At 50.1% G+C, this 14,231-nt stretch carries 16 protein-coding genes; 8 read left to right on the top strand and 8 right to left on the bottom strand.

Annotated features, from left to right (window positions below; all coding sequences use genetic code 11):
- Positions 1–41 precede the first annotated feature (41 nt).
- On the bottom strand, positions 42–521 hold the full coding sequence (locus MW898_RS22720; RefSeq protein WP_248910588.1) for a dual specificity protein phosphatase family protein: 480 nt from the start codon (positions 519–521) through the stop codon (positions 42–44).
- A gap of 458 nt (positions 522–979) precedes the next feature.
- On the opposite strand from MW898_RS22720, the gene MW898_RS22715 reads away from it, so the two are divergent.
- The gene (locus tag MW898_RS22715) at positions 980–1,411 is read left to right on the top strand and encodes a hypothetical protein (RefSeq protein WP_248910542.1); all 432 of its coding nucleotides are present in this window, start codon (positions 980–982) and stop codon (positions 1,409–1,411) included.
- 18 nt (positions 1,412–1,429) lie between these two features.
- On the opposite strand, the gene MW898_RS22710 is transcribed toward MW898_RS22715, so the two are convergent.
- The 5 genes from MW898_RS22710 to MW898_RS22690 all read right to left on the bottom strand — a co-directional run bounded on the left by MW898_RS22710 (position 1,430) and on the right by MW898_RS22690 (position 6,838).
- Positions 1,430–2,353 (bottom strand): sulfite exporter TauE/SafE family protein, encoded by a 924-nt coding sequence (locus tag MW898_RS22710; protein WP_248910541.1) that lies wholly within the window; start codon positions 2,351–2,353, stop codon positions 1,430–1,432.
- A gap of 969 nt (positions 2,354–3,322) precedes the next feature.
- Positions 3,323–4,003 (bottom strand): hypothetical protein, encoded by a 681-nt coding sequence (locus MW898_RS22705; RefSeq protein WP_248910540.1) that lies wholly within the window; start codon positions 4,001–4,003, stop codon positions 3,323–3,325.
- A gap of 452 nt (positions 4,004–4,455) precedes the next feature.
- Positions 4,456–4,740 carry a type II toxin-antitoxin system HicB family antitoxin gene (locus MW898_RS22700; RefSeq protein WP_248910539.1) on the bottom strand — a complete coding sequence of 95 codons (285 nt, stop codon included), beginning with the start codon at positions 4,738–4,740 and terminating at the stop codon, positions 4,456–4,458.
- A gap of 358 nt (positions 4,741–5,098) precedes the next feature.
- On the bottom strand, positions 5,099–5,575 hold the full coding sequence (locus tag MW898_RS22695) for a cupin domain-containing protein (protein WP_248910538.1): 477 nt from the start codon (positions 5,573–5,575) through the stop codon (positions 5,099–5,101).
- 642 nt (positions 5,576–6,217) lie between these two features.
- Positions 6,218–6,838 (bottom strand): helix-turn-helix domain-containing protein, encoded by a 621-nt coding sequence (locus tag MW898_RS22690; RefSeq protein WP_248910537.1) that lies wholly within the window; start codon positions 6,836–6,838, stop codon positions 6,218–6,220.
- A 317-nt stretch (positions 6,839–7,155) separates the two neighbouring features.
- On the opposite strand from MW898_RS22690, the gene MW898_RS22685 reads away from it, so the two are divergent.
- The gene (locus MW898_RS22685) at positions 7,156–7,575 is read left to right on the top strand and encodes a hypothetical protein (RefSeq protein ID WP_248910536.1); all 420 of its coding nucleotides are present in this window, start codon (positions 7,156–7,158) and stop codon (positions 7,573–7,575) included.
- Positions 7,576–8,045: 470 nt separating this feature from the next.
- Here MW898_RS22685 and MW898_RS22680 read toward each other — a convergent pair whose 3' ends face one another.
- Together MW898_RS22680 and MW898_RS26585 are read right to left on the bottom strand one after the other, a co-directional pair.
- Positions 8,046–8,930 carry a hypothetical protein gene (locus MW898_RS22680; RefSeq protein ID WP_248910535.1) on the bottom strand — a complete coding sequence of 295 codons (885 nt, stop codon included), beginning with the start codon at positions 8,928–8,930 and terminating at the stop codon, positions 8,046–8,048.
- Positions 8,931–9,255: 325 nt separating this feature from the next.
- Entirely contained in the window at positions 9,256–9,468 is a 213-nt protein-coding gene (locus MW898_RS26585; RefSeq protein ID WP_507237223.1) for a hypothetical protein, read from the bottom strand.
- Between the two features lie 231 nt (positions 9,469–9,699).
- On the opposite strand from MW898_RS26585, the gene MW898_RS22675 reads away from it, so the two are divergent.
- From MW898_RS22675 to MW898_RS22650, 6 genes are all read left to right on the top strand, one after another.
- Entirely contained in the window at positions 9,700–10,104 is a 405-nt protein-coding gene (locus MW898_RS22675; protein WP_248910534.1) for a hypothetical protein, read from the top strand.
- 221 nt (positions 10,105–10,325) lie between these two features.
- A complete protein-coding gene (locus tag MW898_RS22670; protein ID WP_248910533.1) occupies positions 10,326–11,063 on the top strand; it encodes a hypothetical protein in 738 nt (245 codons plus the stop codon).
- Positions 11,064–11,068: 5 nt separating this feature from the next.
- Entirely contained in the window at positions 11,069–12,649 is a 1,581-nt protein-coding gene (locus MW898_RS22665; RefSeq protein WP_248910532.1) for a coiled-coil domain-containing protein, read from the top strand.
- A gap of 150 nt (positions 12,650–12,799) precedes the next feature.
- On the top strand, positions 12,800–13,162 hold the full coding sequence (locus MW898_RS22660) for a hypothetical protein (protein ID WP_248910531.1): 363 nt from the start codon (positions 12,800–12,802) through the stop codon (positions 13,160–13,162).
- A 117-nt stretch (positions 13,163–13,279) separates the two neighbouring features.
- On the top strand, positions 13,280–13,648 hold the full coding sequence (locus MW898_RS22655) for a hypothetical protein (protein ID WP_248910530.1): 369 nt from the start codon (positions 13,280–13,282) through the stop codon (positions 13,646–13,648).
- A 243-nt stretch (positions 13,649–13,891) separates the two neighbouring features.
- A complete protein-coding gene (locus MW898_RS22650) occupies positions 13,892–14,230 on the top strand; it encodes a DUF3006 domain-containing protein (protein ID WP_248910529.1) in 339 nt (112 codons plus the stop codon).
- Position 14,231 lies beyond the last annotated feature (1 nt).

Genomic DNA, 14,231 nt, shown 5'->3' with positions numbered 1-14,231 from the left:
TCCGACTAGCACATACCGGTTTGACTAGCAACATCCGTTGATCACTCTTGGGTTGCCAGATATATCACCGCCCATTCATGCAGTGCGGGATTCGGATTCGCCATTGGCCGAACCTGTTTGACGATTGATAGTGCATCGTGGAGCTGGCGATCTTCCTCAGCGGCAATCGTCGTCGCAATGAGCGTGCTACTCCGAGAGATCCCAGCTGTACAGTGAATCAAGAGCGATCCGTCTCGCTGATAGAGCTGCCTCGCGGTATCGACAGCCCGCTCGAAGGCCCTCCATTCATTATCAGGGCCATCGGTGAGCGGACAGTGATGCGTCGTCATGGGCGGAGTGCTGGAAGTGGCCGACAGAACGTGGTCAAATGTCCGATCGTGATACGCTGGATCGGCGGCACGCCAGTTTCCGAGATATAAATCACGTTCCCCGATGGGTCGGATGATGGGCTCGTCTTCGATGTGATGGAGTGGTCGAACGATCCAGTCTCCTCCATCATCGGTCTGGTAGACGGCTGCCAGCAAGCCGTCGTGCTTTGTTAAATCCACGGCTGTGATCCACTACTTGTTTATCGTCAAACATCTGATTTTCGGCTCTTTTACTTGCCTACCTGACTCCCGAGTTCGGGCGTACACTCCTCTCGATCTCTGAGCAAAGGCTTCTGAAACAGCTATATCCAGCCGTAGAATGTGCTCTAATTACTCACCAGTACTCGTCGGTTGTGTCCGATCGATCGTTAGGTAACGAGAATAATGGAGAATGAGCGTCTTACCATTGAATTCAGCTCTATTGAAATCCTATCGATCAGATACTATTGTCAGTGTAATAGCGCACCTGTCCCAAAAGACGGCCGGTTGTTGATAGAGATTCAAGCGCATACCTCCGTCATCAGGCGGAGGTCGAGCGACACTCAGTTTGGTTATCACAGATCGTTTATACCTGTGCCCCTCGTTTGCACGGATGCTACGGATTCGGTGAGATGCCGTCCCCGAACCGCAAGGGGTGGGGAATCAGCGGTGGTTCCCACGGCGATGACATGGACTCCGATGGGGCCTCATTGACCGGGCCACAGCCCTACGAGGGAGACAAACGAGAGTTCCCCCGGTGTGTCGCCGGTTCCCTCCGAGTGCGGGTTGGAACCGAAGGACTGCGACAGTCTGAATCCGATGGTCGGATTCCCGTTCTTCAGGCGCGGGAGGAGGTCAATAGCCAAGCATCCGTAGCGAAGGAGGCTCTCCTCAGCGCGAATAGGTCCTCGAGTCACAACAACGGAGCGTTCAGTTCAAACAGTGCAGCAACACGATTCAGGAAATTCACGAAACGGAGACAGATTTCATCGACGGTGTCGAGTTCGTGTCTTTGGGCATGGGCGAACGGTCTCGATTACAAGCCAACGGATGCGCGTATCTGAAACCGTGCACGACCTCGATTAGAAGAAGAGCGTCGGGATGGTGTTCCGGAAGATATTGAGCGAGATGACGAACAGCAGGGTGATGACGAACCAGTTGAACTTTTCCTGATCGATCTCCAGTCGCCGCAGGTACGTCCCAAGCAGGAGCCCGACGATCGTAACGACCGCGATGATCGACCCGAGCCAGAGGCGATATGTCGTCATGAGATCCGTAAAGAACACCATCTGGAGAATTCGAATTGTGAAGATCGTTCCCAGTACCATCGAAAGTCCGCCGATATACCGATCGACGTCACGCTCAAAGGTGTGAAAGTAGGCCGGAAGCAATGGGCCAAGATTGGCGACCGCCAATAGGAACCCTTCGAGGAATCCAGCTATGCTGAGGCCAATCGGATGATGGGCTTCCTCGATGGTCACGAAGTTCCTGACGACTTGAAACACGACGTACCCAAAGATAACGAGTCCAATGAGGAACGGGACGATAGGGCCAGTACGGAACTGTGCGAGGAAGAATACGCCGAGGATTGACCCGACGACAGCGAGGCCCACCAACATCCATTCCTCACGAATGAACGCGAGTCCGGTGTTGGTCTCACCGATCTGGAACATGTTGATCATCCATGGAGGGATCGCGAGGACGACCACCGCGAGCGTCGGGTCGATCACCGATGCAAAGATTGGCGTCGTAATAAGGGCGTATCCGAACCCGATCATACCCTTGACCGCACCGGCAACGATCGCGACAACGACGAATAGTGTGAGGAGTCCGACTGAGACGTTCGATTGTACGCCTTTCGTAATATTCTCCACGCCGGGGAAGAACACAATTGATCCGGCGACCACCGCGAGAGTCGCCACGACCATCATCACTTCGCGGTATCGAAAGTCGCGCAGATTCTTGAGGAACTGTGCCGTGTTGAGTTGAGATTGGTGTGGATTCATAGATGAACCGAAGCGTGTGTAGAACTCCTGATCTACTACAGAAGGTTAGACTCCAGCGTTCTTTTTCCTGTCTGCGTCGGTAACAAACGGATGAATCACAGACACTGATTAATCAGGAAGTAAAGGATACAGTCTCTGTGAGTCGAATACTCGTTACAATATGGATATAGGGATTAGCGTAGATAGCGGCAAAAAATGGAAGCAAACCGTGTTCCAAACACCGGTAACACGGTGCTCTGTCGTTGATGCTCTGCTATATAGAATCTCTGAGTTGGTCACGCCAATCCCTATAGAGTGGGCAATCAAACGTAGTCGAATGTCTGACCGTGATTCGTTGTGTCGGCGGCTCGCCAGTTCCCGAGGCAGAGCCCTCGCTCTCTAAATGCTCTGAATGATAGGTTTGCTCTCAAAGCGATGGAGCGGACGAACAAGCCAGTCTCCCCATCACTGTCACAGAATAACGTCCTGAAATTCTCTATAAAGGATAGGATCTGCTATTATCCCACTGCCCTGTCGTACTCAGAACAGGCCGAAAACACTAATAATCCTGCACCATCCATACCAAACGGATACAACTCCCTTCGTATCACTTACGGGACGTTCTATCAGAACACCCAACGCCGCAAAACCCTGCACCCGGCTTAGACAGCAACGAAGGTAGAAAGGGGCCACACTTGGAAGTCGAACCCCTTTCGTGGTTGTATCCGTCACAACCAACAGAAGGTTGCTAACACTTGCTCTTTACTCTGACGGTACCTCAAAACCCATCGAGGGGAACCCAGATCGAATAATGAGGCGAATCAATAGTGTCTCGTATCGCAGCGACGGTGCCGAGCAGACCAGCATGCAAGATACGGAGATAGCTGTAGCACGAGATCGGTGTGTATTTCACTCAATACGAGCCGCGTCTACTGGTGAAACACCGCACGAATAGAAGAATCACCCTTCGTACTGAACTCGTACCACTCCTTAGTCGGGCTTCTCTACGGCCAACGAAAAGCCCCATTTAATCGTGGTACTTGAGGGCTCTCTCGCCGTCGCAGTTGCGTCTTCCCAAATGTGAATCTCCTCTTCCCATCGATAAGTGCCGGGTTGGAGATATCCTGACACTTGGTAATCGTCCCATACCCCGTATTCTGTCGATACTGACTCTCTCGATTCGTATTCCATTGGAGTACAGCCATACGTCGAGTACACGCGTGGTTGTTCCGGTGACTTCGCTGGCACCCATTTGTTCGCTTTCCGGTCTACAGCGTCCATAGTTTCGACTCGATACAGCCAGAGCCCTCTCGGCTCCTTACTACCCCCACGATCACGGTTAAACAGATCACAGCCGTCAGTCCCTACTGAAATTGCTCGTTTGGGCCCCTCGTTAGTCGTACTGACACGTAGTGTGGCCGGTTGTGTGTTCGTCGTTGTCGATTCAAGTAGCTCGACGTGGACTCGAAGCTCATGACTATCGGCGATGGAATCCTGATCAACGATAGAGAGATGGCGCTGGATGGTACTGTGCTCTGCTGTCGGGGACTGCGTTTGTTCAGGTGAGGAGGGAGATTGATCTGTATCAGCTGACCGGCTTTCACTGAGACAGCCTGCCAACCCTACTGCACCAATTCCTCCCAGCGTGGCGAGTAGTTTTCGACGTTCCATAGACTCAATATAAGATAGACATGGATAACGTGTTGGGAAAGTCAAATGAATACATGATCGATACGCGTCCTCTCTGCGCCAGCTACTGCGAGAAGTATGTGCTATCTGGTCTGTTCCGCTTTGTAGTATCGTTGTTAGTACGTTTCAACGTCAATCGCCTCAATACGCTCGAACTCATCGACGTTGCGGGTGAGTGTCGTCTCATCACGCTCGGCAGCAGTCCCGGCAATCATCGAATCGATGTCTCCGATCGGTTGCCCACGGTCGAACAGTGTCCGCTGGATCGATAGCGCGCGCCGTGTGTCGCCACGTTTCAGGGAGACGACGGTTACTTGCTCGACGATCGAATCGAATTGTTCGCGTTCATTGTCGGTTAGCCCAATCCCGGTTTCATATACCGACAGAACAATCGGTGTGTTCTCCTCGATCAGAAAAGTTGTATCGAGGAGCGTTCACTTTCTCCTGTCGTTTCGTCGTCTGTCCGTCCGTTCGTTAACCTCTTCACGGAACTCTTGTGACCGCTGTTTCACCCGTTCAGCTCCCTCGTCATCGACAAGGCCAACGAGCTCTTTGAGTGGTGCGGCGGGAGGTGTGTCCGGTTCGGTCTGCTCATCAAGTGCGGCATCGAGTTTTTTGAGCGCGTCGTCGCGGGTGTTCCCGTCAGTCACTGTTTCGGTGGCCGTATCGTAGGCTGTCCATCGACCGTCGGGGTTCTCGGTGAGCGTGATGTGTCGCATTGGGATGGGTATGGAACGTTGGTGGGCGACATAGCTTCAACCTGCCCTCAGCCCTGTTCAAACGGAACGAGCGTGAACCCGAGTATATCAAGTCGTTGTCGAAGGTAAAGATATGCTCGACGTTGTGTTTCCGGGCGAACACGGCGCTTGAGTGATCCACAAAGGAGATCTCCTATCGTTCTATCGGTATATGACGCTTTCTCAAAGCAGTCGAGCTCGATTTCGGGCTGAGATAACGTATTGCGAAGAGACATCGACGGGATGTTAGCTATAGCCAAACGTGGTATGTTGGTGCTCCGGTGTTGGAGTCTCTGTAGAGCTACAACGGACGATAACTAATCAGTCGAGAGAGTCTCGATCACGACGTTTCTCCTTCCCAGTAGTCGAGTTCGGCGTCTTCTCGAAGATTCTTGTTTGGTGCGCCGGGTGCTTCCCCTCTGACACCAATCTTGCCCGAGTCCGGGTATACGAGAACTTCAGGATCCCGCATTGTGGAAAAACAGAGATATCGTAGTGTTACGTCTGACGTATTGGTTACCTGATGGGCTCCCACATCTCCTGCGAGAAATGTCGCATAATCTCCCTTTGAGATCTCCACTTCTCCAGACTTCGTTCTTAGCGTTCCGGTACCTGTGAGAACGTAGAGGGCTTCCTCATTGGCAGTGTGATAATGATAGGGAGCCGCACTGTGTTCCGGTGGTACTTCATAGAGGGTGCATCCGAGTTTTTCGCTTCCTGTTGTGAGACCGAGTTCTATATCTCGACTAGCGAACTTCTTGCCATGTGATCGTTCGACTGATTCTGCGTCATCTTCATTGACTACTCTTGGTGTCATGGTGTCTGTTTTCCCTTCGATTGAATTGTATGAACGTAGATTATATATAGTTATGACAGACAGGGTTGAGATCGATGGCTTCGGTACTCGCTGCCGCAACTCGTACTATCTCTATTGAGCGTATGACAGAATACATATGACTGTAACTGAAAACACCATAAGTGTGAGACTGGCGGATTGGAAGAACATGTGTCGTCTACGGATGTCTTCTCCGTGAGTCCGAATTTCGCGCAGTTAACAGACGGGTTAAACGAACGAAAGCATTGGTCAACTCCTCTCTTCGCATGCTCGATGTGAGAGAATAATCGATTGATCTACGCTGGCGATCGTTGTCCATCTATTCGTACAGATGTTTCATTAGAATCGGGAGTCTCAACGGCGTGATCAAGAGCGAACTATTGGTAAGATCAAACCAATAGGTTAAAACAAATTTATTTAAATTTCTTGATGGATAACTCGGCTCTATCCCGACACAGATGCAATTACGCGTTCTGTACAGTATGGTGTGGATCTCCTACCGCCTAAAATCCTAACCAGTGAAAACAACCAATCTTCTGTAATAAGAGGGCAATCTTCCCCATTATTAATTCATTCTTTGCTTAAATTTATATGAAATTACGAACCCAATTTGTTTGTAACATTCTAAACGATCTCCTTGATAATAGCTGACTCAGCGCGATGAAGCACCCGGCTCACGGTTCCCTTTGTTACCCCAAGACCTATTGCGAGCTCAGTAATTGAACACTCACGCGGTGTCTCGTAATAGCCACGGTCGACCGCTTCATCAAGTACCTCTTGTTGGCGCTTCGTAAGACGATCTATTGGGTCAGATGGCGGACCAATCGAGATGACGTGATATGTGACACCAGCCGATTCCAACTCATCTTTGAACTGGGATATATTATCGTCCGAAGCAGTGAACGTGGCAAAGATCCAGCCATTGTGAAGCACGAGAGGAGGTTTGACGAGGTTATTGGAGGCACGCGCCGCGCGCGACGGTGCTGGCTCGTCGATTAGACACCGAATGAGAACCATCGTTTCACCAGTATGTAGAATTTCATACGAATGCAACTCCGTCATTTCGTCGAACGACTCAACAATGGACTCGGGATTCGGTGTCTGTATTTCGAAAAGGATGCTCATGAGAGCCCCTTCCTCGATTCTAAACGAATCTAGCAGCTGGAACCCAACATCCGGATAATCACGTGAAATAGCGGCTATCTCTTCGTTAGATGGTTTGAGTTTCAGCTCCACTTCAGGCATGCGCTTTATTACTGGTCGCCGGTACAAGAGCGGTTTGACTCATTGCAACATGTTTTGATCAGATCTTATCATCTCTCTCCGAGATATATTCAAGCGGTAACCATGAACCATATCCCAGACACAATAGATACCGAGTTATTGTGGCGGAGAGTTGTCGAGCTATCTATGAAAAGAGAACTACTTCTGGCTGGCACTTTTGTCTGTCTCATTCTGACTATTTCCGAGGATGATTTCGTATGCACATAAGGAGTGGAAAATCACAGCTGACAACCATCTCTACCACTAGAAAGATACAGATCGCTATCGCTTTGAGCTCGGTGATCTTCACCGTTGGCACTACATTGCAAAATTTTGTTATTATCAACACGTCGTTGATTGAGAAGATGATGTGGATGGAGAACGTCGCGGATCCAGCTGGTGCAGCCCCTAGCTTCACAATGTGGTTCCGGGTTGTCGGCTGCCTCTACATCCTCGGCAACTCAGTAGGCATTTTAGCTCTGCGAAGCCAGTCACGACTCCTCTGGTGGACTGTATTTATGGTGAACATTACCCAAGCCTTTGGCTTCGTTCTGATTCCTTCCTCGATGTGGTCTGCCGTCATTGCTACATACGGCGTTTGGGGCATCTTGCCGAGCCTGATCACTGATGGTGGTGCAATTTTCTTAGTACTGGTGATGATTCACTCCATGGTGAAGTACCGTGGTCCGTGGGCTCAGCACCGTTTATCACAACAGTGACGCTCTTTATCTATCATTTCGGTTGCTTCGATAGGTGTGTGAGAATTCTATGACATGCTGTAACAGGCCACTTAATTGCCGACAGGGTGATACTTCGACGTGATCGGTGTGGGGATACCCCGTGTCCGGAGTGAAAATCTGTCGTGGATCAGAAACTGAGCGCTCTTGTCGACAGAATTTTGATAAGTATCGGTGTGTCTATATCATTCTCATTCGGCGAGTGGCCAGCGATCGCTACGTTCCCATCATGAGTCGCGATTATCTCATTGATCACTAACGGAGTCGACGTGTACTCCCAGCGTTGCTTTCCACCAAGAGAATACCGTGCAACCACGCCGGTTGGATCCGAGCTCCCAGGATAGAGTGAGCCACTGATCAGGTAACCACCATGTACTTTCACGAGTGTCCCTGACGAATGCTCCATGCCAGGATAGGCCACGTGACGCGTCCAGAGTCGTGCGCCATGTCTGTTAAGACGCACGAGGTGGAAGTGCTCGCTCCGATTCACCCCAAAGAGTAGGAGCCCCTTGAAGACGGGGATGAGATCGGTGAATTCGTCGTCGAAAAAGCACTCCCAGTATTTCCGGCCGTTGGGACAGATCTTGAAAACCCAACTCTCGTTCGTCCCATCGGAAACACTCGCGAGAATGGCGTAACCCCTGGGGAAGAGCGACGATCTTGTAGCCAGACGCACTCCCTTGATGGTGGTAGGTGCGAGTCCATTGCTTGTGGCCGTGTTCGTCGGTTTTCACGAGCCAGGCGACATTCTCATCAAGGTCGGAATCAATTCGGCTGCCGACGATAACGTATCCACCGTCGGGTGCACGAGCGACTGAGTGTGCGACACGGAACCCATGTCCGAAGTCGCGAAACCAGACGTGCTCGTTCGTGTCTGTAAATTTCTGGATCCAGAAGCCACGGTGACTCTTTCCTCCTTCCTGTGGATGCTCTCGGCTGGATCCAACGGCGATAAAGCCAGATCCATGAGCAGGGATGATATCGCGAGGAGTGGCGAAGGGGTATACTGAACCGTCTGGCCAATGGTGGAGACTGCGTGTCCAGAGCCAGCGTCCGTTCGGTTTTGTTTTAACGAGCCAGTTGGAGCTGTGAACGCGAAATCCGGCGATCATAAACCCACCCGCCGCTGTCTCGGCCAACCCCATCGGGAAGGCTCCATTGGTACTAGACACATCATATTGCCGGTCAAAGTACACTGGCGGAGCGGATTTTCTTGATGCACCGCTCGCATGACCGATAAGGAACGGACTCCCAAGAGCGGCCGCTCCACCGAGTTTCAATACTGTTCGGCGACTGAATTGCTGTTCTCCTAATTCCGCATCGACGACAGAAGTCATCGAAGGTCTCATATGATCGATGATAGTATAAACTTTCTGTAATATTATTATGTATTTGTAGGTATACTTATCGTGAATCACCATGGAGGTAGGCTGTGAGACATTCGGTCTGTTTAATCTAGCCAGTGTTCAAGCGGGGGATGTGTTGGACGGACCAATTGAGTATTAGCCCATCCCAAACACCAAGGATCGCAGCGGGAGCCGTCGGCCAGACTAGAATCAGAAAGGCGAAGAGACAGTTGATTTCCTCGCCGAGGAATTTGACCTTGAGCGAAGTAAGCATGTCCGAGCAGTTGGACACTCAGTTGCAGAACTTCGCGACTAATTAAAAATATATTTTGAAAGTCTCGCTCAACGAGCCTACTCTCCAGATATGTGGTGAAGGTCTGCTTTGTTGGCCTTGATTGATCGAGGAGATATTCTCACTCTGCCTGTTCAAGCACTGCGGAAGCAACGCTCTGCAATGGTCCTCGTGGTGAGCATACATCGAGAGTGCATCTTGCCAGTGCATATCTAATTCGAACTCAGCCAATCGAATCCGAATGCCATCCTTTCGCTCAACGCGGTCGACGCAAAGCTCTTCGACTGCTTGAATCGGGGATCGTTCCGACGAACCGTGATCGAGGAAAGGAATCTGTTTGAATTGTACGAATCAGTCCTAAGAATTCCAGACACAGCGAGGCCGTAAGAACTAGTTAAGCGCCTCTCCTCGAGCAACTATGTTCGAGTGCATGTGGACGCCCCACCGACACCTATCAGGTGAGACCCAATGACTGAGTTCTCGTCTGCTTCCATTGATGATGATCTCCCACCGGGAACGAGGCGAGTCATCGCTGTCGATCCGATTGAGGGAGAGGAAGGGATGATCGATCTAACGGCGGTGTTTCGGCCATTCAAGCCAACTGCTGATCGGCTTGATTTTCACACCTTCAGCTTTCGATACGTAGCCACCGCGACCGACGAGTATCTTCTCGGCCTCAATGAATGGCTGCCACCGGAGCGAGCTGTCAGTGCGTGGCAGGTTGGGATGCTCAAATATATTAGCGCGTATTTTGCGCATTACGACGTGCAGGCAAGCGTGACCGTTCCTGTGCACGAATATGGAGACTTTGCTGAAGGCCCGCCTGTGGATCGATTCGAACAGGATGCTGAGCTCCACATCGGTAGACAATAGAGCACAAGACGCGACAGAAGCAAGAAACGGTCGGAATAGAATTCATCGGTGCACTGACTTGCCTGTGATACACCACCACGAATGAAGTGGAATAACTGCTGTGTGGGTTCAGAGTACCGAAACTACTACAATAGTATCCTGAGATAATTTGGTATGAACCATTCTGCAGACGATTACAAAGTCATCCAGACAGAAACGATTGATCGACAGGTGAGCTACACATGACCGACGCAGACAACATAATTGCTACAATTGAGAGCGATCCGAGCCGGTTCGACGAACACGTTGAAGACCTCCGGACGATCCTTGAATCGGGTGAGACCGATGCACGCCGCTCGGTCACGAAACTTCTCGGTGACGTCGCGGGTTTGGATCCTCAGATCGGGACTCGGCATCCTGAGCTGCTGGAACTCGCATTCGACGACACGGATAGCATCGTTCGGGGATTGGCTATTGATGTCGTCGCCATAATCACTAAGACTATCCCTGAGGAAGGTACCGACTTCGTCCCCCACCTTGCCACCGCGCTCACCGACGAAGAGCTGACAGGTAGTTCACAAATGGACGGTATTGCCACCCTCGGTGTTATCGACAGAGAAACAGATAAGTCAATCAGTGAGGCCGACGAAGCACTTGCGAGTCTGCTCCGTGACGCAGAGGGACACGTCCGGGAAACTGCCGCAATAAATCTTGATGACACCGTCAAAGCTGCTCCTCGTGAGTTTCCCTCAATGCTTCGGGCGTTTGTTTCAGTGCTCGATGATCCTAGATCCCAAACTCGCTTGCGTGCCGCCGAAACGCTGACGACCGTTGCCTACGAGGACGTTGAGGCACTCAACGATGTCGATGAAGTGTTAGCCGGACTCAAGGAATTGCGCTCTTATAACGACCTACCAGCTGAGCGTGTCGAGAAAATGATCAACATCACTGAAGTCGGAGCGGGATACGCGGAGGAGTAGCTGTAATGGACCTTCTTGATGAGATCAGGTCGTACTTTCGAGACGACGAGCCAACCCTAACCGAACAGGCAGCAGAACTCGATCGCCAACGTCGGGGGGATCAATTCGGTGACTTGCCTGACGAGATTGAGGAGATGCCGCCCGAGGACATTGCCGACACCTTCGCTCGGATGGAGCAGCAGACTCGATTTTTATTTGTTAGGAATGGAAATATATCTGAGGAGAAATGGAGAGAGATGAGGTCCGTGATTGAAAATGATCTTAAACAGCAAAATTTCTGGGGACTTGACGTTCCACAAACTGATTTTAAACAAGGGACCGAAGTTTGCAGATGTCACGAAGAAGGGTTACAGGCACAGACAGAGACGCTAGAGAGTCAAGAAACGATTGGCCAAACACAGGGTTCCTCTAAAACATCACAAACCGAAGTCGGCAGCAAAGTGGGTGGGGGTGGTGGGGTCAGTGTCCCCGGTGTTGGAACTATTGATACGACCGGTGAGGTCTCGACCAAGGCTGGACGGACACGTGGAGAAACACAGCAGGAGACGGTCCAGGCCACTGGTACTGTGAGCAGAACCCAGACGTTCTATTCATGCCGGGTTGAACCGACCGACGCCACCGTATCCAGACGAGCGTTTCTCCGAATGGGCGATTTTCACATACGAAAAACCTACAATAAAACGGATTCCAATAACGCCCTCGTTGATGACTGGGAGATGGACGTCGAACAGAACCCAGAACTAGAGAAACCTCAAGCGGGGATCGATACGCTTCGAGAGGAGAGAGATGATCTTGATGGTCGAATCGAAGAATTTGATAATGAGATAGAAGCTGTCAACAACCGTCTTGAAGAGAATGATGAACTTTTAGAACAAAATAAGGAGAATATCAGTATCGGAGAGGGATCCATAGAGGAGAGGGAATATTTTTTAGATGAAAGAGATCGATTACTAGAGAAGCGGACAAATATTCGAGAGAAGAAAAACGATCTTCGAGCGGAGAAGAGTGAACTACAAGACCGTATAGAGGGGCACGAAGAGTACGAAGAAGCAGCGGAGACAGCCGAATCCACCGCATCGGTGTCGGAGGAAAGTGAGGATGAGGCGGTCGGTGAAGAGAGTGCGGAAGACGAGACTCAGGAGAACGACGGGACAGAATCAGCCGAAGAGAGTGAGGATACTGCACTGGCCGGGGAAAGTGAGGGGACTGTTGTTGTGAATGGGACAAACAAGGAAGCGTCAACGGCCGAAGCCACTGAGGCGGGTAAGAAGGAGACGGAGTCGACCACTACGATGGACAACGAAACTGATTCAGCCAAAGAGGAAGCCGAGGACGGCACAGTTGGTGATAAGACAGCCAAGAAAGCGGCCGAACCGACAGCTGACCCGGCACAAGCGACCGGAGCGTCATCAGAAAGAGGGTCCTCAGCTCCTTACTCGGATGGCGTACCACCTGAAATAGCGGAAGCAGGCAAAGAGGGAGACCGAATCATGGAGGAGATTGAGTCACAGCCTATCGAGAACGGTCACGGAGAAAGCACACAAAACATTGAGGAAAAGCCCGAAGATTCAGGGTCTTCAGTTTGAATGCTATACGCGGACTTTACACTAACTAATTCACGAATATTCGGAGGCGATTTTTTGAATCTATCTACCATTTCTATAGATATTTTGTCATTAACCACGATCTGCGTCGTCTTCGCCAATATCTATAGTAACTGCACACATCGGCTAATAATGATGTTCGATGACGCTCACTATCGCTGGCGAGATGAACCGGATGACGGTGAGTACGAACTCCAATTCGATCGTTTTGAATCGAATAAGGCCGTTCTCCTCGTTGTTGATAAAACGGAGGATTGGCCCATCGGAGATATCGTCCTCCCAGCAACCGATACTCCCGGGATAGATCCCGATAACGCAGTTAGAACAGCGATTTTTCACGGGACAATCGATGGTAGTGAACTCGTTGAGTTGGTGTACGATCCCCAAATCACCGAACAACGAATCAGAGAAGCCGAGGAACGATACGAACGCGTCCGAGCTACTCCTGACGATGAAAATGGCACTCAAGATGTAGGCGAGTCTGAGAATCAATAGGAATGGCGGTTCACGCTAGCAATGATAGTCTTTGTATAGATGTCAACAACCGTGAGATATATCATTTTCGCCTACATTTATAATAATTATGTTGTTGGGAAATAATATATTATAACGATGTTCGAAGACGCCCGTTATCGATGGGATCGGGATCCTGATGATGGAGAGTATGAACTCCAATTCGACCGCTTTGAATCAACTACAAATCATCACGATCAAGGCGTTTTCCTCATCGTTGATACGGAAAAATGCCTTGATGAGGAAGGGAGATTTGTGGGTGATGTTATCCTCTCAACCGCTGATGTCCCAGATCTTAATCCCGATGACCCAGCTACGACGAAAATTTATGACGGAATAATTGAAGACAATAAAATCAAAGCCATGACGTTCGATCAGGAAAAGTCAAAGAACCGTCATGAGAAATTCCAAGGTCGCCTTGACCGTCTGCATGCCGATACCGATACGGGAAGCGAAATGGGTCACTGACATATTTTATATCGATAATTATTTACGCCGACGCCAATTGATGAACTTTTCCGAGACACCAACGACGAAAACAAGCACGGTTTTCTAAGTCTTAAGTAGACATGTTAGAATTATATAGTGGAAAAACTGTCTATAGTGCTATATTCCGTACTTTTCTATTTCTGTATACTAACTAGTAACGACTGTTCGCCCCAATTTCACCAATGTTTATAATGACGATAGTCATTGGTAAATAATAAGATCATGACAACGTTCGACGAGGCTCACTACCGTTGGCAAGAGGATCCAAACGACGGGGAATACGAACTTCAATTCGACCGTTTTGAATCAAACAAAGCTGTTCTCCTCATTGTCGACCGAGAGATTGATGAAATTGTTGGTCAGGTTGTTCTTCCAGCCAACGATGTCCCTGGTCTTGATCCTGATGATCCGATTACGACGCGAATATTTCACGGAATCATTGAAGACAGTGAAATTGTCGACATAACATACGATCCAGAACTTTCCGAACAGCGGCACAAAAAGGCACAACAGCAACTTGATGATCTTTTTGGAGACGACGAAAGTGAGACGGATAATTGAT

Source organism: Halocatena marina, from assembly GCF_023276375.1.
GTDB lineage: Archaea > Halobacteriota > Halobacteria > Halobacteriales > Haloarculaceae > Halocatena > Halocatena marina.
The sequence above is the reverse complement of the archived record's forward strand: the minus strand, read 5'-3'. Positions and strand labels throughout refer to the sequence as shown.